This window comes from Lactiplantibacillus sp. 3062 (assembly GCF_055413545.1).
In genome coordinates, this window is the sequence record NZ_JBVAYE010000014.1 from 1 (window position 1) to 20,177 (window position 20,177).

Annotated in this window: 19 protein-coding genes; 15 read left to right on the forward strand and 4 right to left on the reverse strand. The window is 37.0% G+C overall.

The annotated features are described in order from the left end of the window. Nucleotides 1–111 precede the first annotated feature (111 nt). Together ACWQAU_RS13825 and ACWQAU_RS13830 are read right to left on the reverse strand one after the other, a co-directional pair. On the reverse strand, nucleotides 112–516 hold the full coding sequence (locus tag ACWQAU_RS13825) for a M78 family metallopeptidase domain-containing protein (protein WP_003646265.1): 405 nt from the start codon (nucleotides 514–516) through the stop codon (nucleotides 112–114). Then, on the reverse strand, nucleotides 509–841 hold the full coding sequence (locus ACWQAU_RS13830) for a helix-turn-helix domain-containing protein (protein ID WP_027821389.1): 333 nt from the start codon (nucleotides 839–841) through the stop codon (nucleotides 509–511). Before ACWQAU_RS13830 ends, ACWQAU_RS13825 begins: the two co-directional genes overlap by 8 nt. Nucleotides 842–1,253: 412 nt before the next feature. On the opposite strand from ACWQAU_RS13830, the gene ACWQAU_RS13835 reads away from it, so the two are divergent. The 14 genes from ACWQAU_RS13835 (at nucleotide 1,254) to rfbD (ending at nucleotide 16,747) form a co-directional block, all read left to right on the forward strand. Continuing rightward, nucleotides 1,254–2,837 (forward strand): glycosyl hydrolase family 28-related protein, encoded by a 1,584-nt coding sequence (locus ACWQAU_RS13835; RefSeq protein ID WP_044430132.1) that lies wholly within the window; start codon nucleotides 1,254–1,256, stop codon nucleotides 2,835–2,837. 316 nt (nucleotides 2,838–3,153) lie between these two features. Further along, nucleotides 3,154–4,326, forward strand: a complete 1,173-nt coding sequence (locus ACWQAU_RS13840) for a serine hydrolase domain-containing protein (RefSeq protein ID WP_050482325.1) — start codon at nucleotides 3,154–3,156, stop codon at nucleotides 4,324–4,326. Between the two features lie 35 nt (nucleotides 4,327–4,361). Beyond that, nucleotides 4,362–5,333, forward strand: coding sequence for a glycosyltransferase (locus ACWQAU_RS13845; RefSeq protein WP_027821173.1), 972 nt, complete (start codon nucleotides 4,362–4,364; stop codon nucleotides 5,331–5,333). Next, nucleotides 5,333–6,505 carry a CDP-glycerol glycerophosphotransferase family protein gene (locus ACWQAU_RS13850; RefSeq protein WP_027821174.1) on the forward strand — a complete coding sequence of 391 codons (1,173 nt, stop codon included), beginning with the start codon at nucleotides 5,333–5,335 and terminating at the stop codon, nucleotides 6,503–6,505. The genes ACWQAU_RS13845 and ACWQAU_RS13850 overlap by 1 nt, the downstream gene beginning before the upstream one ends. After that, nucleotides 6,489–7,181 (forward strand): acyltransferase, encoded by a 693-nt coding sequence (locus ACWQAU_RS13855; RefSeq protein WP_003646259.1) that lies wholly within the window; start codon nucleotides 6,489–6,491, stop codon nucleotides 7,179–7,181. Before ACWQAU_RS13850 ends, ACWQAU_RS13855 begins: the two co-directional genes overlap by 17 nt. Nucleotides 7,182–7,185: 4 nt before the next feature. After that, entirely contained in the window at nucleotides 7,186–8,364 is a 1,179-nt protein-coding gene (gene cps2T, locus ACWQAU_RS13860) for a beta 1-4 rhamnosyltransferase Cps2T (protein ID WP_044430140.1), read from the forward strand. 71 nt (nucleotides 8,365–8,435) lie between these two features. Continuing rightward, nucleotides 8,436–9,683 carry a glycosyltransferase gene (locus tag ACWQAU_RS13865; RefSeq protein WP_027821176.1) on the forward strand — a complete coding sequence of 416 codons (1,248 nt, stop codon included), beginning with the start codon at nucleotides 8,436–8,438 and terminating at the stop codon, nucleotides 9,681–9,683. Between the two features lie 20 nt (nucleotides 9,684–9,703). Next, nucleotides 9,704–11,026 carry an O-antigen ligase family protein gene (locus ACWQAU_RS13870; RefSeq protein WP_003646256.1) on the forward strand — a complete coding sequence of 441 codons (1,323 nt, stop codon included), beginning with the start codon at nucleotides 9,704–9,706 and terminating at the stop codon, nucleotides 11,024–11,026. Further along, entirely contained in the window at nucleotides 11,016–11,765 is a 750-nt protein-coding gene (locus ACWQAU_RS13875) for a hypothetical protein (RefSeq protein ID WP_003646255.1), read from the forward strand. The genes ACWQAU_RS13870 and ACWQAU_RS13875 overlap by 11 nt, the downstream gene beginning before the upstream one ends. Next, nucleotides 11,728–13,326 (forward strand): glycoside hydrolase family protein, encoded by a 1,599-nt coding sequence (locus ACWQAU_RS13880; protein WP_027822004.1) that lies wholly within the window; start codon nucleotides 11,728–11,730, stop codon nucleotides 13,324–13,326. Before ACWQAU_RS13875 ends, ACWQAU_RS13880 begins: the two co-directional genes overlap by 38 nt. A 16-nt stretch (nucleotides 13,327–13,342) precedes the next feature. After that, nucleotides 13,343–14,212, forward strand: coding sequence for a glucose-1-phosphate thymidylyltransferase RfbA (gene rfbA, locus ACWQAU_RS13885; RefSeq protein WP_003646253.1), 870 nt, complete (start codon nucleotides 13,343–13,345; stop codon nucleotides 14,210–14,212). A 3-nt stretch (nucleotides 14,213–14,215) separates the two neighbouring features. Continuing rightward, a complete protein-coding gene (gene rfbC / locus ACWQAU_RS13890; RefSeq protein ID WP_003644155.1) occupies nucleotides 14,216–14,797 on the forward strand; it encodes a dTDP-4-dehydrorhamnose 3,5-epimerase in 582 nt (193 codons plus the stop codon). A gap of 9 nt (nucleotides 14,798–14,806) precedes the next feature. Further along, on the forward strand, nucleotides 14,807–15,835 hold the full coding sequence (gene rfbB, locus ACWQAU_RS13895; protein WP_003643249.1) for a dTDP-glucose 4,6-dehydratase: 1,029 nt from the start codon (nucleotides 14,807–14,809) through the stop codon (nucleotides 15,833–15,835). Nucleotides 15,836–15,904: 69 nt separating this feature from the next. Further along, nucleotides 15,905–16,747, forward strand: coding sequence for a dTDP-4-dehydrorhamnose reductase (gene rfbD, locus ACWQAU_RS13900; RefSeq protein ID WP_003646252.1), 843 nt, complete (start codon nucleotides 15,905–15,907; stop codon nucleotides 16,745–16,747). An 81-nt stretch (nucleotides 16,748–16,828) separates the two neighbouring features. Here rfbD and ACWQAU_RS13905 read toward each other — a convergent pair whose 3' ends face one another. Together ACWQAU_RS13905 and ACWQAU_RS13910 are read right to left on the reverse strand one after the other, a co-directional pair. Next, nucleotides 16,829–18,382 (reverse strand): lipopolysaccharide biosynthesis protein, encoded by a 1,554-nt coding sequence (locus ACWQAU_RS13905; protein ID WP_027822003.1) that lies wholly within the window; start codon nucleotides 18,380–18,382, stop codon nucleotides 16,829–16,831. A 62-nt stretch (nucleotides 18,383–18,444) separates the two neighbouring features. Then, complete coding sequence (locus tag ACWQAU_RS13910; RefSeq protein WP_027822002.1) at nucleotides 18,445–19,041, reverse strand: tyrosine-type recombinase/integrase; 597 nt, start codon at nucleotides 19,039–19,041, stop codon at nucleotides 18,445–18,447. Nucleotides 19,042–19,399: 358 nt separating this feature from the next. Between ACWQAU_RS13910 and ACWQAU_RS13915 the strand changes: the two genes are divergently transcribed. Further along, the gene (locus ACWQAU_RS13915) at nucleotides 19,400–20,170 is read left to right on the forward strand and encodes a YveK family protein (RefSeq protein WP_027822001.1); all 771 of its coding nucleotides are present in this window, start codon (nucleotides 19,400–19,402) and stop codon (nucleotides 20,168–20,170) included. Nucleotides 20,171–20,177: the final 7 nt, after the last annotated feature.

A 20,177-nucleotide genomic window follows, 5' to 3' on the forward strand; every position in this document is an offset into this window, starting at 1 on the left:
ATTTTGATTTATAGGCATTTAATGAACGAAGAGATTGAAATTTACTTTGGTTTTAGGGTGTTTTTGGGAGGCATACCGATTTATAATTACATCCAATGCTGAACATTTGAGCTAATGATAAAAATCATGTATTTTATGAAAAACATAGTCTTCCATAAATGTGGGAATTTCAAATTTGTTTATGAAAGCATACATATCGACACATTCTTTTTCAATGTCTTGAAAATAAATTGGAATCAAAATATCAATTGCGCCGCGATTCGCCTTAGCTTCAATGGAAGTTTTGGCTGTACCGCTGAAGTACAAGAGTCCAGAATCCTCATTTAAAACATGTGCTGTTTCATGAGCAGCAATGTACGGAAGTTGTTGTGGTTTATACCATTTCATATTAATAACAATTTGTTTGCGTTTAGGGTTTGCGCCAGATGGCGTATATGGGGAGAAGTCACGACACAAAGTGATTCCAATCCCTTGGTTGAAAGCATAAGATAGAACATTTTGAAGATAGTTATTCATCAGTATTTTTACCTCTCAAAAGGCGTTTCATTAATTCAATATCCTCAGGGGGTATTGGTTTACCTTCGAATGTCATAATGACATTTTCGTCCTCTAGGTCAATTTGTTGATGTTTAGGGGCTGCTGATTGATTATCTGTTGATCCAAGAAGATAATCTGTTGAGACGTGAAGAATGTTAGCAACATTTGTTATTTTTTCAATGCTGGGAGTTTGTGTATCCCATTTATAAATACTATTTTTACCAATACCTGCCTTTACAGCCACCGCTTGTAGTGATAATCCTTGAGACTTTGATAATTCTTTGATTCGCTCTAGTATAGTCATTTTCGTTTCCTCCTTTTTATCTTTTTGGATAACATTATCTTGATTTTTTATCTAAAAGGATTATAATTAATTTATCAAATAATTGTTTAGAAATAGTAGTAATAGCTTTAGGGTGCAATCTATTCAAGATACATGTTATGAAGAATGCAACTAACAGCAGATTACATACTCTTTTATTTTATCATTTCAGATAAAAAGCACAACTACTTGATAGAACATGCGGAAGGAGAAGGGACTATGAATAAGTGGAATTTTTAAAACTTATAGATACTAAGACAAAAATTGTATTTAAGATAATCATTGTTTTTACACAACGAATTATGAACAAATTGGCCTACGTAGGTCCTACAATTGACTTAAATAATGATGTTGTACAGGGTTGACTCTATAGAAAAAATTATGAGGTGAAGTAATGGGTGAAGAGACGAGTTTTAAAAATGTTGTACAATTGGGCGTCGTTGCAGATGGAGAAACAGATAATATCAAGACTTTGAATCAAATTATTTTGGATGCGAATAAGGGAGATACTTTGTACTTTCCGGCTGGAAATTACTTTGTGTCGGAAAATCTAAAAATTAATAAGATGCTGAATTTGGTTGGTGTGAAACCAAATTATAAATCAGGTGACTTAACAGCTGGTTCTGTTATTCGTGGTGGAGGTATTTTCCTTATTGGCGGTAGCTCAGGAACGAACATAACTGGAATTGGTGTCGTAAATAATCCTGATTTTACAAACTGTTTCGATGTTCGAGGGGCATTGAGTGCAATCTCTTTTAAGAATTGCTTGGCAATTCCGGTTCAGCATGGATTCTTAATTGAATCATATGATGGCGAGGTTTCAAACACAGTAGTTGATTCTTGTGAGTCGTATGATGGCATTCATGGATTTATCTCCAAGGCACTACGAACAACATTTGTTAATTGTTTAGCCATGGGAATGAGTAATTTAGGATTTGGCATTATTTCAGATAATATCCCGGCGAAGAATTCAATCGGCATGGCTGTAGATAATAAGGTGATTGGATGTCGTGCGGTGAATGTGAGTGGGGATGGGTTTATGCAATATCGTCGAAACTATTATGAAGACAATGAAGGAGCTGTGATTTGTAATGCAAATCAGTTCATTGGTTGCTCAGGGTATAATTGTACTCATTCATTGACCTTGGGAGAAAACGTTGGCAATACAGGTTGGGGGAAATATCGTGCCTATGCTGTGTCAAATACGCTTGTTGCAGGTTTCACTGAATATGGCGGCCCAGTTCGATTTTTATACACGACCAATTTAACCATTGCAGGACTGTTTTTACGCAATGAAGCTATTGTTAAGCAAGATGAAGTTGATAGTAACATGGGGATGGTAGCAAGTGGTGTTAATGGTGCAAAATTCGGCCAATTTGATGATATTCTACCGCTAGAGGATGGTGTTAAACCAAATATTGGATTTGGTCGTACTTTTCGAACAGCAAATACCGTGGGCACTGTAATTACAGATTTTACTAATCCGATTAGTGGTCAAGTATATACGATTATTATCGGTGATAGTAATACAAGTATTCGTACATCTGAAACGATACAGTTGAGTGGTAGTATTGTAAAGGGAACTGGGAGCAGCGTGATTTTACGATACCAAGATGGAATATACTATGAGATTGGGCGCTCGATGTCAAAAGACTGGGGAACGCAACTGCATGCGACAGATGAAAGCTTGGAATTGGGAGATAGTGGTTTAGTGGATTTGCTACAAGCTTCAACAGATAAGCCAAGAACAACAACTATCGTGAATCCTGAGTTGCACAATGCGTATTTAACAGTGATTAATCGCTCAACAAATGGTGAAATTACACCACCCGATTTTAATCAGAATCAGTTTATCGTTCCAGATGATCTATCTATGGATTCGCTTGACTGGGGACAAGCCCGGATCACAAATTGGGTATATGTGTCTGCATTAGGAAAATATGTGCTTTCAGGATGGCGTATCACTAAGTATTATTAAGAGTAGCGGGTGACAGAAGATTCGAATAATGTCTATAGTTTCTTGCCTGAGTTAGGGCGCAAAATTATCTAAAAACAGTAACCCAGGATTCTGGCTTTTCTTTAGCCAGTAATATCTTGGGTTACTTTTATGCTACATAGTTTAAATAGACAATGTTTCAAATTCCTTTATAATTTCTACTTTGTGAGAAGACCACGTTCCAGTATAGTTTGTAAATATTTTTATAAAGATTTTTTTATTCATCAAATTTTTGATATAATCGTACTTTAGAGTGCGTATTTTTGTGTTGTAGGTATTGTATAAAGGGGCGTAAAGTGTGAATTTCAAGAAGAGCAAAGGGATGACTGAAAAGCCGAAAAGGCAAGTTAGGTTACCGATCTTAAGTGTAATTATTATTAGTTCAGTATTGGTTATTACAATGGTTGTTATTTTTACCTCTCAGCTAATTGAAAAACAAGTCAATCGTATTAGTGCAGATAATGTGGCGACAACTACAATTAAAACAGTCGAAAAAAATAATAATAAATATGCTGAGTTACTACATAGTGTGAATTTTGTGGGGACGGCATTAGTTGTTAAAAACAATAAGGTCGTTTATTTTGAAGGTAACGGGTATTCAAACTATCAGGCAGGTTGGACAAATAACATTAAGTCTATCTATCAGATCAATGGTGTGCAAAATTCAATAACTGCGGTAATGCTCATGAAACTAATTCAGAATCATAAAGCAAAACTATCAGATCCAATATCAAAATACTATCCTAAAATTATTGGTGGACAGAATATAACATTGTTGGACATGTTACAGATGCGCTCCGGTTTGTCTAGCAGATTAGCACCACAAAAATCAATGACTGATAATGATGTGTTGAATTATTATGTTGATAACATAAGATACAGTACTTCTGAAATGAATGTTTGGCGGTACTCAGAGGTAAATTATAATCTGCTTGCAGGTGTTATCGAAAAGATTACTGGAAAATCCTACGAAAGCAATTTCAATACCGAAATAAAAAATTACTTAGGGCTTAAGCAAACTGGTTTCATCTACAATGACTTTTCAAAACAAAAGTATTCTACTCTCGGCTATGCTAACAAGAGTTCAAATAAGCATATCGTTAATTATCACAACGTACAAAGTAGAACCAAAGGACAGGCTCATTCAGCAATAGGGTCAGGGAACATGTATATGTCAGCTGCAGATTTATATACGTTGGAGTCTGCAATTGCACGTGGGAAGATTATTTCCAAGGGCAATCTGGCGGTACTGCGGCAAACTAGTAAAAGTCGACCACATTACAACGGCGGTGTATATAGTACTAAAAATTCCTACTACACAGGCGGGGGTGGATATGGGTATGAAACTTATTTCAAAATGGATAAATCTGGCAAAACAGGTGTTGTCTTAATGAGCAATTATTATCAAAAAAATAGCCCAATCGAATATGTAGCTAACAAGATTTTCAGTAGTGTTGATAGCAAGAAGTAGGGATGTGCGGACTTTTAATTTAAAGGAGTATTGAAATGGCTAGAACAGTCTCTGTACTAACTGTAACCTATGGCGATCGTGAAAAATACGTTTCTAAATTAGTTAGTGCAATTCAGAAGATGGAGAATGTACAAGATATTATTATTGTCTGGAATGGGAATTATCCGAAGCGCAAGCAACAATTTGATAGTAATAACATTCATAATATTTATTTCTCAAGCAATATGGGTTCAGCACGGGCATTTAGCGAAGGGTTAAAGTTTTTTGCAACTCAGCAAGCAAGTGAATATGTCTGGATGTTGGACGATGATAATTTACCTGATAGTTCAGCACTGTCAGTCCTGCTAAAAGATTATGAGGAAAGCAAAAACAATCTAATCTTTTCAAGTTTTCGTAAGGATCGCGTTGAGCTAAAAGCAAGAGGGTATCAACGATACCAATCAAATAGTTTCTTCGAATTTAGCATTTCACAAAAGTTGGGTTGGAAAAATTCAAACATTAAATCAGTTAGCAATAAAATGAACTTAATTCAATGTGAAACTGTTCCATATGGTGGATTACTCCTTCCTCGGACAGTTTTGAAAGAAATTGGTTATCCAAATAAGGAATTATACTTGTATTCCGATGATAATGAATTTACCTACCGGATGACTAAATTGGGCATGCATATGTTAACTGACACACATTCGCTGATTACTGATATGGAACAATCATGGTATCGAAAGAATCCGGTTCCCATGTTCAAGACTGTTTTCACAACCACCAAATTATTTAATGCGTGCTATACGATTCGTAATCGAGTTTTTTTTGAAAAACATAATATTGTCACAAACAAGTTTCTATATCTAGTAAATATCATGACTTATTTGATATATGTTTTCTTTTTCTATATGCCGAAGAACAAGGCTGGAATAAAGCGAATGCGGATGATTATTCGACTGATCAAAGAAGGCTGGACTGGAAGGTTGGGGCAAATTTCTAATGAGCGTATTCAGGGGTGGAATTAATGACAAATATTTTTGCTTCTCGCCTGAGTAAGATAAAGTACCTTCCTGTACTGATTATTGCGTATTTGGCTGCGTTAGTTATGCTTCCTTTTATTAAGCGACAACGATATGTAATTGGGGGACATTCTGGTGAGTTATTTGAAGATAATGGGAAAGCATTCTATGAATTCTTAGTTAACAATAAGTCAGTCTCAGCAGAAAATGTGATTTGGTATTCCAAACAGAAAAATGCGCTGAGTAAGCAAATTAATGTTAACAGAATTGGCTCTTTCAAAGGATATTTTGACTATTTCACTGCCAAGTGCGCACTTTACACGCATTCATCAAGTACTGATATTGCTCCACTAGCATTTCACTTCAAATTCATGCAACCTATTCGTATCTATTTGGATCATGGAATAGATGGGTTAAAAAAGGTTGGTTGGACTTCGAAAATCGAGCCAGCAGACGGATATGTGGTTGCGTCGAAGGTAGGTCGGGAAATTAAACAACAATATTGGCATTTATCGGATGATTTAATTATTGATACAGGATTGGCAAGGTATGATCGATTGTTTGAGACTATGCAGGGTAAAAGTCATTCACACGTAACTCGGATTCTTTATTTGCCTACTTGGCGGGAATGGAATTATGGAAGCGAACAAAGTGAATTTGAAAGCACCGAATATTTTCAAAAAATCGTGGCATTTTTAAAAGACCCTAGAACATATCAACTAGTTGCCAAACATCATGTTATTTTGCACGTTGAACTTCATCCATTCTGTGAACCATATTTGAACACTTTTAAAAAACAAATTGGCCACATCGATCGTATCGAGTTTGCCTTTGGAAATATTTCTGATGAAATTATTAAGTCAGATTTGTTGATAACGGATTATTCTAGTGTTTGTTGGGATTTTTTGTACCAGAACAAGCCAGTTGTTTTTTATCAATTTGACCAAGAAAGGTATTTAAAGGACAGAGGCTCATACCTTGATTTTGATACGCAGCTATTTGGACCAGTATGTAAAACAGAATCAGAGTTGTTAGTCGCTTTACATGATTATATCGCTGGTGAAGAGAAAGTATCACAGAAACTACGACATCGTTATTTTACGCATATTGATGGTAATAATTGTGCTCGGGTATATTCAGTAATTGAGGAGTTGTCTAAAGATGCGAAAAATCGTTAATTTCTTAATCTCAAAAATCAAACATGAATCGTATCAGATCGACGAACACTTAAGGTTGGCTGTTTTATTTCACGAATCACTTAATCGGATTCTACAGATTGTGTGGGGAGTGATAAGGTTTAGGACGCATGCCAAGTTTCCTTCGTTTATTTCAACCCGAATTCAAGTTCGAGATATGGCAAATATTCACTTAGGGAAAGGCGTTACCCTTGAAAAGGACGTGGTGCTAGATGGTGCATCGGTAAATGGATTAGTTATTGGAGATAATGTCAAGGTCGGTCGTTATACACAAATTCGTTGTAGTGGGACACTCAAACAATTAGGTAAAGGATTTGTAATTGGTGAAAACTCGGGTATTGGTGAGTTTTCGTTTTTTGGTGCGGCAGGCGGTATTGAAATTGGGAGTAATGTCATCATGGGGCAAAACGTGCGTATGCACGCTGAAAACCACAATTACAGTGATGATAAAATCCCAATTCGGTCACAAGGGGTCACCCACAGTGGAATTGTTGTCAAAGATAATTGTTGGTTGGGTGCTGGAGTAGTTGTCTTAGACGGTGTGACGATTGGTTCTGGATGCGTCATTGGGGCTAATGCATTGGTTACAAAGGATATTCCAGATAATTCTGTTGCTGTTGGCTCACCTGCAAAAGTTATAAAATCAAGATTGGAGTAAGGATATGTCTCAAAAAGTAGATGTTTTTATTGTTGGTTCAAAAGGAATACCAGCGCGATATGGTGGTTTTGAAACTTTTGTGGATGAATTAACGCAACGGAGAAAGAATTCAGATATTAATTACTATGTTGCATGTATGAATGCGGATACCGATTCAGATACATTTATGGTCAATCAAGCGACTTGTTTCAACGTTAATGTACCAAATATTGGTTCAGCCAAAGCACTTTTGTATGATATGAAAGCATTGCGCACTAGTCTGGACTACATTAAAGAACATCATATTGATTCACCGATTATCTATGTCTTGGCATGTCGAATTGGTCCGTTTATTAATCACTATAAGAAAGAACTGGCTCAGTACAACGGTACTTTGCTGGTTAATCCAGATGGACACGAATGGAAGCGTGCAAAATGGAATGCGGCTATTCGTCGGTATTGGAAAATATCTGAGCGATTGATGGTCAAACATGCAGATTTACTAATTTGTGATAGCGAGGGGATTGAGAGATATATTAAACATGATTATCGTTCGTATCAACCAGATACCACGTTTATTTCTTATGGCTCTTATATTGCAAAACAAAGTAGCATAGAGAATTCAAAGTTGGATGAATGGTTTAAGCGTTTTGATATTGAACGGAACCAGTACTATTTGGTGGTTGGCCGGTTTGTCCCTGAAAACAATCTTGAAACAATCTTGAAAGAATTTAAGCTGAGCAAAACGAATAAGCAATTAGTGATCATTTCGAATGTTGAACAGAATAAGTTTTATAAAGCCTTACTACAGAAAACACATTTTGATGATGATAAGCGGATTAAATTTGTAGGGACCGTATATGATGCTGAGTTACTAACAGCTATCCGGTGCAATGCCTTCGCGTATATCCACGGTCATTCAGTTGGTGGGACAAATCCTTCGCTTTTAGAAGCACTTGGAAGCACTAAGATGAACCTTCTTTTTGATGTTGATTTTAATAAAGAGGTCGCTCGTGAAGGGGCCTTATATTGGTCTAAAAATACCGGTAGTTTGAGTAATTTGATTGAACAGGTAGAGACACTGTCAGAGTCTGCAATTGACAGTTATGCACGAATTGCTAAGTACCGCATTACCAGTTCTTATAGCTGGGAAAGTATTGTGGAACAATATGAAGCATTATTCGCAAAGGTACAGAAGTCATGAGGATTTTGCATTATTACCTCGGACCGGCACCTTTACGAAGTGGGGGACTTACGAAGTATGTAGAGGATTTAATGGAAGCAGAAAAACTGAACGGGGACACCTGCTTGCAATTATACCCACTAAAGCTTACTTCCAATAAACGAATTCATATCAGTAAAACTCGTGACTCAAAGGTTTATCAATTAGTGAATGCCTATCCATTACCACTAACTGGAGGAATTAAGACACCCGAAGATTTTTGGGGTGGAGATGTTGATGTTAGTGGGATACGTCAATTTCTTAAGCATATAGCCGTAGATATTATTCACATTCACACACTCATGGGATTGCCAATAGAATTTTTACAACTTGCAAAGCAATTGGGCCTGAAAATCGTATACACAACTCACGATTATTTTGGATTATCACCAGTGCCAGATTTCTTTGATGCGCAACTTGGACGCTCTTTCGCATATGAACAGGTTGATAGTCAATTAGCGTTCTGGCAGCGGCTCGGGTCACAGTCGTCTTCAACAATGAAATTACGTGTTTTTCAGCTACCAATCTATGTGCAGCTCAAAAAGATTGCTCACTTTATTTCACAATTCAGGTCAAATGAGCAGCCGGGTAACGATAATAAGATGGTGAATGAGACTGTAACTATAGACACCGAATTTAGGAAATTATTTGAACACTATCGGGCAATGTTTCGAATGGTTGATGTCTTTCATTTTAATAGTCGAGTTTCGCAAGGCGTTTTTCTCCAAAATATGCCGGAATTAAAGGATCAGAAGTATATGGTTATTCCAATAACCAATAGTAATATACGTAAACGAAATCTTAAACAGCCAAATAAGTTGGTAGAATCGCAAAACATCCGTGTTGGTTATTTGGGACGATTTACACCAGCAAAAGGTGTTTATGAGTTAGTAGAAATGTTCAAGAAGGCTTCTAATTCAACCATAGAATTGCACTTGTTTGGTGACGCTAGTCGGCACAATTTCAACGTTAAGAATGTTTATAACGAGGGTGCATATATTTCTAGTGAGCTCACCAATATTTTGGACAATTTAGATGTTGTTGTTGTTCCAAGCATTTGGGAAGAAACCTTTGGATTTGTTCCAATAGAATGTGTGACAAATGGAGTGCCGGTTTTATTAAGTCGTCATGTCGGTGCAGAGATGCTTTTTACGGATGATTATCAAGGTAAGTATAGCTCTCAAGGTGAATTATTAAAAAAATTGAATGCGTTGGATAGGAATTTTATTAAACAGCTACGTGAAACAATGGCTATTCAGATTCCACAGATGCTGGATGTTCAGCAGGCGTATAGGTTGTAAACGATTATTTGGGGGTTCAAATGAAAATACTAATTTTAATGCTAGTTTATTACGTCATGTTTATTTGTGCTAACTCATTTCTATTTAAGCATGATAGATCAAGAATAATTGAGTTAGTACCATTTCTATTGCTACTCTCATTTAGTTTAGCGCTCACAACAATTCGTTTTCGCATACTCGGTAGTATAGCAAGTATGCATATCCATTCAACGGTTGTTTTGTTGGCAATGTTAGCTGTCTATCTGTTTTCCCGAAAGATAAATCTAAAAGATCCAGTAGCATATTTTAGTGTATTGATGATTGTGGGCGTTCTTTTGCAAGTATTCGTATTTCGTGACATCTTGGATTGGCCTAACTTTACAATTGTGTTTGGAACATATCTGTCAATCATGATGATTTACTTGATAACCGCTTCTTTGAATAAAATTAATTTAAATCAGGTTTTATATAACTTCAATTATTTGGCAATTCTGAATGGTGTATTGTCTATTCTTCAATATATTACAGGCAAAACATTGTTAATTGGTAATTTATCGCAATCAATTGTTTATACTGAAGGCGTTACAAATGTTAAAAGAGTGGTTGGACTGGCTGGGTCCAATAATGCAGCAGGTAACTTGGGCGTATTATTGTTTTGCATCTGTTTATATAATACTGTCACTCAAAAAAATCTATTTAGTTTATTTTCTTTGGGAATAACAACAGTTTTCTCTCTATTGACATTGACGCGAATTGGGTATTTGGGAATGTTGGTCGCATTTGTGATTGTATTCATTGGATATAAAAATAAGAATAGTCGTTTTTCAATATCCAAAAAGAAGATTATCGGTGGTGCGGCTGTGTTTCTGGCGTTATTGCTGATTGTATTTCACAAGCCAATTATTCAGAAACTATTCATTGATCGTGGTAACACCTCTGGGGAACGATTTAAGCAATATGTAAATGCGTGGAATACCGGAGTACTTCATCATCCATTTACAGGTGTTGGTATTGGGCAATGGCAGAGTTACTCATACTATAACTTTGGTTACGTAGATTTGCCGATACATTCCTTGTACTACAATGTTTTGATTGAGAACGGATTGTTACTATTCATTGCATTTTTCGCATTAAATGTATATCTAGTTTTCAAGGTGATACGGAATACACCAAATAGAAATCTGAAGTTTTTCTATTTAGCGTTAAGTGTTTCCTCCTTTATAACAGTAAATTTCAATCCGGATCAATATTATTATGTTCCTAATTTTATTTACTTCTTTGTATTGTTGTTGGGATACAGGAAAACACAACTAGTTTCAAATCGTAAAACTGTGGTGAAGGGAAGTAAACATCATGAAAAATAGACGTCGTGACATTATTGTTATTACGATACTTTCCATAGTCATTGCAGTGTTTTTCTGTATCAATCATTTTGCTGATTTTCGTAGTCCATTGATTGATCCTAAATTAACGACCAAGCAATATGCTGCTATTGATAATATCAAGAGAGATCAGTATCAGAATAGAGGAACGTATCATTACCATGCGTTTGGGGCAAAAATGACCTATGGTGCATATGCGCTTACCAATCGGGATACGTATACAAGCATGTTTAATCGATACTTAAAAGAAGGTATGGGCGGAACACCTGTCAAAAAGACGACTAGAATATCTAAGTTATCTAACCGTACCAGCACTCAAATTGCAAAATCGATTACCAATCATGATAAAATTATCTCAATTGAATTAGAAAATTTGGGGATTGAGAAGAAGTACGGCGCAAAGCAAACGGCTGAGCTTATAGATAAGACAATTGTGAAAGTGCATACGCAAAAACCAAACACAATTATTTTAGTGTTGTCAGCTTGGGGAGAAAATAAAACGTCCCGAAAGTATAACTCTGCCGTTAAAAAAGAGACTCATAAGCACAAGAAAAACGTACTTTATGTAGATATTACAAAGATTAGTCATACCGATGATGTTACGGGCCCTAGTGGATTATATACACATTTTGGCATTAGTGATGATAAATATCCCAATAACTTTGGAATGAGGCTGATTGCTTATGAAATGTTTGAGAGATTACATCAATTTACTTGGTAGAGTATTAGTTTGTCTGCTAGTTGTATTTCTTGGATGGTTAGCTGAAAGTCAGAATGCTTCCGCGGCGACATTATCGGATAAGCCGTTGACAGGTAAATTAGGAATTTATGCAAGCACGTTAACTGATAATTCATCAGTTAGTGATAAGACAGCAACTTTAAAGCAGTACCAAAAAGCGAAACAAATGGGATTTAGCTACGTACGAGTGCCATTTAGAATTGACCCGGAACTTACGCCCCTTTCTGGATCATATAACTACGACAAGATGGATTATGCAATCAAGTTGGCTAAACAAGTTGGTTTGACACCTATTGTATATTTTGTATCAGGGTCACATAATCCAGAAGCTAACACTTGGCAATCACTTTACCCGGATCTGACATATTCAACTACATTAATTAATATCATGAAGAGGGTAGCTGTAAATACTGTAAAGAGATATGCGGGTAGTAATATTGTTTGGGAAGGTTGGAACGAACCAAACGGATATTATTGGTTTAATCAAGATAGTGCTAAGACAGTTAAGGATTGGGTTAGTTTTGACCAAACTATTGCAACGGCAGTTCGGACATATACAAAGAATGGTATTTTCCTCACAGGTGTGTTTTCAGGATATTCTGCCAAAAACAATACTATTTTTGTGCACGCAAGGAACAATGGGCTGACACAAAATGCCAGTGCAGTGTCAAATCATCCTTATCAAACAGGGTTGCCTGAAGAACTGTTAAGTAATGATCAGGCATATTCTGGAGTGAAGATGCCAACGGTTACAACGGAAATTGGATATACAACGAAATCCTCATGGCAAGGGAAAGTATCTGAGGATGATCAAGCCAAGTATGATGCTCGGAGCATATTCATTTTAGATAGTATGGGTCAACCTTTGATTTCGATGTTTAATTTGCAGGATAGTAATGACACTGGTTGGGGAATGTATCGACAAAATGGCTCTGAGAAGAAAGTGGCAAAGTATATTAGTTACTTACTCAAAAACCTAAAGGGATATCGGTTTGTAAAACGAATCGATATGAATCACAATAAATCGACGTTTGCATTGCTCTATCGCAAGGGTAACGTGGATAAAGTCGTCTATTGGGCCACTAAGAATGAAACTTTGGTTCCTGTTCAATATCAGACTAATAATAAATTTTTACTGGTTGCACAGAGTTTTCCACAAGTGATGAATCTGAATTCTGGAATTTCAAAACACGAATTTGCTAAGAACAGTGGAAAAGTTATCCAAAATAATGTGAAGCTCGTGGACAGCAGTGGTAAAATTATAAAAGTTAATGCTGAGTCTTATCTCCCGAACACTAATGTCGAGATTGATAAAATAATACCAAATAACTATAAAAACTTTAATTTGTTTGAGTATTCTAGTTATTACCATTCACCGAGTAACAATAGTGTCATTATTTACCAGGTGTATAAAGTAGCCAAAGTAGTGACTAGTAGTAAAAGTACCGCGAACGCTCATTTGAGCGCTTTGTTAATAATAATTGGTTTGGTTATTTTATTAACTCTCATAGCAATTAAGTCGATAAGACGGAAAAAATCTTAGAGGAGTGTCTTTATAGATGAAAGGAATTATACTTGCAGGGGGATCTGGTACACGGCTGTATCCAATTACACGGGCGATTTCAAAACAATTGATCCCGATTTATGATAAGCCAATGATTTATTATCCGTTATCGACGTTAATGTTGGCAGGAATCCAAGATATTTTGGTTATTTCAACGCCTGTTGATACGCCACGCTTCAAAGAACTGTTAGGCGATGGTCATGATTTGGGCTTGAAGCTATCCTATGCTGTCCAAGAAAAGCCGAACGGTTTAGCTGAAGCTTTTATTTTGGGTGCTGATTTTATTGGAGATGATTCAGTCTGCCTTATTTTAGGTGATAATATTTATTATGGTGGCGGCTTATCTAAGATGCTTCAACATGCTAGCGCTAAGCCGAAGGGGGCCACGGTCTTTGGTTACCATGTCAATGATCCGGAGCGGTTTGGTGTCGTTGACTTTGATGAAAATATGCATGCAAAGTCCATTGTTGAAAAGCCAGACCATCCAGCTAGTAATTATGCCGTCACGGGAATGTATTTTTATGATAATCAAGTCGTTGATATTGCGAAGAATATTCAACCATCACCACGTGGTGAATTGGAGATTACGGATATCAACAAAGTTTACTTAGAACATAATGAGTTAGATGTTGAACTCATGGGTCGTGGTTTTGCCTGGCTTGATACTGGGACCCATGATTCATTACAAGAAGCAAGTAGTTTTATTGCTACCGTTCAAAAGCGACAGAATTTAAAGGTGGCTTGTTTGGAAGAAGTGGCCTATCGGATGGGCTATATTGATGCTGATAAAGTGTATGAATTGGCGCAACCATTGAAGAAGAATGATTACGGTCAATACTTATTAAGATTAATTGGGAGGGCTTAAATTTTGGGCAAATTAAAGGTAACAACGACTAAGTTACAAGATGTTAAGATTATTGAACCAGCAGTTTTTGGTGACAAGCGCGGGTTCTTTACGGAAACTTACTCTGACCGTGATTTCAAAGAAGCTGGAATTGATTTTGATTTCATTCAGGATAATCAATCATTGTCAGCTGAAGCGGGTGTTTTGCGGGGACTGCATTTTCAACGTGGCAAGGCAGCGCAAACTAAATTGATTCGCGTAGTGACTGGCGCCGTGCTTGATGTTATTGTGGACGTTCGTGCTGGCTCACCTACGTACGGGGAATGGGAAGGCTATATTATCTCTGAAAGTAACCACCGTCAATTGTTAGTCCCCCGTGGCTTTGCCCATGGCTTTGTGACATTGACTGATAATGTTAATTTCTTATACAAGTGTGATAACTACTACAATGCTGAAGCTGATGGTGGAATCACCTTTATGGATAAAGATTTAAACATTAACTGGCCTATTGACTACGATCAAGCTATTACTTCTGATAAGGATGCTAAACAACAGACCTTCAAAGAATTTGAACAGAATAATCCGTTTGTTTACGGCGAAATTTAAGGAGACGTCATGGAAAACTTATTAGTTACCGGTGGTGCCGGCTTTATTGGTTCTAACTTTGTTCACTATGTTTATAATCATCATCCCGAAGTCAAGATTACCGTGTTAGATAAGTTAACTTATGCTGGTAATCGGGCCAACTTGGAAGAAATTCTAGGCGACCGGGTTAAATTAGTTGTGGGTGACATTTGTGATGCGCCCTTAGTTGATGAATTAATGCAACAAACTGACGCGGTTGTCCATTATGCCGCTGAAAGCCATAATGATAATTCATTGAAGGATCCATGGCCATTCATCGAAACGAATATTATTGGGACTTATACGCTGATTCAATCCGCACATAAGTTTAACAAACGCTTCCACCATGTTTCCACTGATGAAGTATACGGTGATTTACCATTACGGGAAGATTTACCGGGCCATGGTGAGGGTGTTGGCGAGAAGTTTACACCAACTAGTCGGTATAAGCCTTCCAGCCCATACTCTTCATCTAAGGCCAGCAGTGATCTCTTAGTTCGGGCTTGGGTGCGTTCGTTTGGCTTACAAGCCACTATTTCAAACTGCTCAAATAACTATGGCCCTTATCAATATATTGAGAAATTTATTCCACGCCAAATTACCAATATTTTAAGTGGTATTCGGCCGAAATTATATGGTAGTGGTAAAAATGTTCGTGACTGGATTCACACGAACGACCATTCTGCGGCCGTTTGGGATATTTTAACCAAGGGTAAGATTGGCGAGACCTACCTGATTGGTGCCGATGGCGAAATGAACAATAAGGACGTCTTGGAAATGATTCTTGAATTAATGGGTCAGCCTAAAGATGCTTATGATGTTGTTAAGGATCGTCCCGGCCATGATTTACGTTATGCAATCGATTCAACTAAGTTGCGCACGGAATTAGGTTGGCAGCCAGAGTTTACTGACTTCCGGTCTGGTTTGAAAGCAACGATTGATTGGTATACGGACCATCAAGACTGGTGGCAAGCAGATAAGAACAAGGTTGAATCAAACTACGCCAAGAACGGGCAATAAAAACACAGAAGATTTTGAATAAGCGGAGTGTCGATTGACAGTTCGCTTATTTTTTAGGAGGAAATGAAAATGGCTAAAGTAATGATTGTTGGTGCCAATGGTCAGTTAGGTCATGAGTTACAACGACTATTAAATGAACAAGAGATTGCATTTGACGCGCTGACTGAAAAAGAATTGGATATTACAGACTTAGACGCAGTCAAAGCTAAGATTGCCGAATTACAACCAGCGGTCTTATATGATTGTGCGGCTTACACAGCAGTTGATAAGGCCGAAGATGAAGGCAAAGCCCTCAATTGGCTGGTCAATGTTGATGGAACAAAAAATTTAGCCCAAGTAGCAGCTGAACAGGGTGTTAAATTGGTTTATGTTTCTACTGACTACATTTTTGATGGCACTAATAAAGGTGAATATTTAGAAGATGATCCAGCCAACCCCAAGAATGAGTATGGGCGTGCTAAGTGGGCTGGTGAAGAAGCCGTTCGTCACAGCGGTGCTGATTACTATATTGTTCGGACTAGCTGGGTTTTCGGTGAATTTGGGCATAACTTTGTCTTCACAATGCAGAATTTAGCAAAGACGCATGACAAGTTGACAGTCGTCAATGATCAACTCGGACGGCCAACCTGGACGCGAACATTAGCAGAATTTATGGCCCACCTGGTGAAAACTGAAGCCGCTTCAGGGACCTATCAATTAAGTAACGATAATACAGCTACTTGGTATGACTTTGCGAAGGAAATTTTGAAGGACACTGATGTTGAAGTAGCACCAGTTACTTCTGAACAATTCCCACAAAAGGCTTACCGGCCACAGCATTCAGTGATGAATTTGGATAAGGCTAAAGCCACTGGTTATAAGATACTAACCTGGCAAGATGCATTGAACGAATTCTTAAAGAGTTTACAGTAGTAAAAATATAAAGGTTCTGGGATTCCAAATGGTATGGAATCCCAGAACCTTTATGTTTACCCGAAAGAAATCATAGTTGAATCAGTGTTTTCGTAGTAATAGATGTTTTCCGACTTTTAGTAAATATTTATAACCAGAGGTACGTGAATAAAAAATAGTAAAGTAAATTAACTGAAGAATAAGCATTAGAATAGAGTTAATCAAAGCAATTAAAAAGTTAGAATTATGAATGTAGGTATCCAAATAAAAAATAAATTGTGATCCGACAAATATAAAAGATAGAATTGCTAAATTACTTAACCAGTAGTTAATTAAATAAAATCGCATGTACTTTTTACGGAATCCAAATCCCGCTCTAAATAGCAACAAAGGTTCCCACCAAGAATTAAGGATTAAATTAGTTAGTATGGTACCTAGAAGTACACCACGTATTCCAAGATGGAACCCAACGAGTAGTGTGAAAGAAAAGGCAAAATTCATGATGGCCTCAACAACTGATTTTTTGCCATTAGCAACGAAAAGTCCGTAGGCGGTAATGAATGTTAAACTACTTTGACGTAATTGATCAAAAAAGTAATTTAAGACAATGATAATGACAATTGAGAGGGCTAGTGTGTAACTTTTTCCAGCCCAAAATTTGATAAATGGATTAAGAGAGACTAGTAAACACCCAGCGGAGACTGAGACGATGAAAAAGTTAATCGTATAATGAGTCCTGAAAACGTCAAAAGTTCGCTTCTTGTTATTTTCTGCAATCAAATTCCCGACGCTAGCGGTAACAGAACTAATCAATTTCGTAAAAACACTACTGATACTAGTGACAATTAGCAAATAATTAGAATAAATACCAACGATATAAATGCCCATGAAAGCCGATAATAACAGATTATCCGTGGAGCGGACAACGATACTACCAATTTTTGACCCTACCATACCGACAATGTTATTGCGAATGATGTGTATCGATTTTGTATCGACTTTTAGATCTCTGTGCTTACTTAAATATGGATATAGGCGGTCAACTTTTCTTGAAATAGTAAAGTTTGATAGAAGCGTGGTAATGATGGCAACAATTAAGTAGTAAGCATATGAATGAAAGAAGAATAATACAGCAACTTGTAGGACTACCTGTAAAGCAGTGTATTTAAGCTGATTAAGTGCGCTAATATATTCTTTCTGATCGGCAATAAGTAGTGAGCGTTTGTAAGTGAAAAAGTAACTTACGACAGAATTAGAGATATATAAAACAAAGTATAAAGAAACGTGTGTAAGATCATTATAATCTTTGATTAGGTAGGGAAGAACCGGAATCATGACGACTCCGGCAAACGCAATAATAATACCAATAGCATTATAGGCCTTCCGGAAAAGATTCATTAGTGCACTGATTGAGTTTTCATCACGTTTAGCAAGTGGGGCGTATAAAGAAAAAACAATAGCACTCCCAACACCTAACTCAGCGAAGGACAGGACACTAAGTACATTGGTGAAAAGTCCGTTAAGCCCCAAATACTCTTTTCCAAGATATTTAATGAAAATTGTTTGTGTAATGAACTTGACAAGAATTGTAAAGATTTGCACTAATGTTAAAATTGAGGAATTCAACATTGTACTCTTTGATCGACTGACTTTCAAAGTGATTCAAACCGCCTTTAATGAAATATAAATAACAATTATATAAGTATACCATAGTAATATTATCGTTTATCAGAAATTTTGATGCCAGGTAGCATGTCAATCCCTAATGAGAAGCCCGCCATTTGTTTTAAAATAACATCCTGATTGAGCCCAATATACCGTTTTGTAATTGCTTCACTAGAATGATTGAAAATCATCATCAAAGTTCCAATATCGTGGGTTTGCTGATAATAATGGTAGCCAAAAGTTTTACGGAGTGTATGGGTACCGATATCGGTTCGGTGCATTTTACGGGCGATGGTTTGGAAAAGTTTATAAACGGCATTAACACTTAGCGGCTGATGTTGTCGATTGGTAAAAAGATATTCATTATCTGGTAAATCTTTAATATAGTGATTGATTTGTGGACGTAGGCGTGTGAGTAAAATCACACGCCTTTTTTTGGTCTTTTTTTCAGTAATGTGGACAATATCGTGATAGCGAATCTGTCCGACCTTTAAGTTAAGAATATCGCTCATTCGGAGTCCAGTATTTAAACCAATTAGAATTAACAACGCGTTACGCTCACCGTGCGTACCGTTCCGAGCCTTATTAACGAAGTCAGTGATTTCTTCATTGGAACGTAAGGGCTCAACATTGTAGTAAATATTAATCACACTCTTTCGTGGGACGTACTAATTATGACTATTAAGCATTAATTATAAACCATATTAATTAATAAATATAATCAAACATCTAGTACAATACCCGATTACACGAATAAACGGCACTATTTTAAAAAAGAAAGATTCCTTTTGCATCAATGCTTCGAATCGATTTCCATAAAATTTGTATAAACTTGTATATGCTGCACTGAAAACAACTATTTACATACAATAAAATGACATATTACATTGACAAATATTGATGTGATGTTATATTTGATTACAGATTGTGTTGAAACGGCATTATTTTTTTTTATTTTAATGACGTTACATAAAATGTGGTTTTAATCTAGTTAATTTTGGAGAGTGAATGATGGATCAAGCAGTAAGTTTTGACTTTTTTATCCGGCTTGTCCGTAAGTACTGGCGTGCAATTGTCAGTTTTACGGTGGTGGGATTGATAGTTGCCGCAGGGTTGACCTTCTTTGTAATTACGCCTAAGTACCAATCGAGTGTTCAGATTTTGGTTAACCGTAAGAATACTAATGCCGCTACTGAGTACGCTGGGCAGCAGGCCGATGTTCAGATGATTACGACCTACAAAGAATTAATTGCTGGACAGGTGGTTTTAAAACCAGCTAAGCAACAATTAAGCAAACGTTATGGTATTGAGCGTTCACTGAATACATTGAAAAGTGAAGTGAGTGTGACAAGCACGACCAACTCACAGGTTTTCTCGATTGCAGTGACTGATGCTGATGCAAAAGCTAGTGCGACGATTGCTAATCAAATTGCTCGTAGTTTTAAGAATCAAGTACAAAAGATTATTAAGGTCAACAACGTCACGATTGTTGCTCCGGCCGAAACGCCAAATGGCGCAGTATCGCCGAAGAAGCCGCTGAATATGTTGATTGGGCTAGTTGTCGGCTTACTATTAGGACTTGTTTATGCAGCGATTCGGATGCTCACTGATCGCCGCGTTCACGACGCTGATTTCTTAACTGATGAATTAGGATTGACTAGTTTAGGCTTGGTTAACCATCAACATCACCATTCAATGAAGAAACAGGCCTTGAATCTGAATGGTGGCTATCATACGCATAATGATCGAACATCGTCACAAGCGATGAAACGAGTTTAGGAGGGTG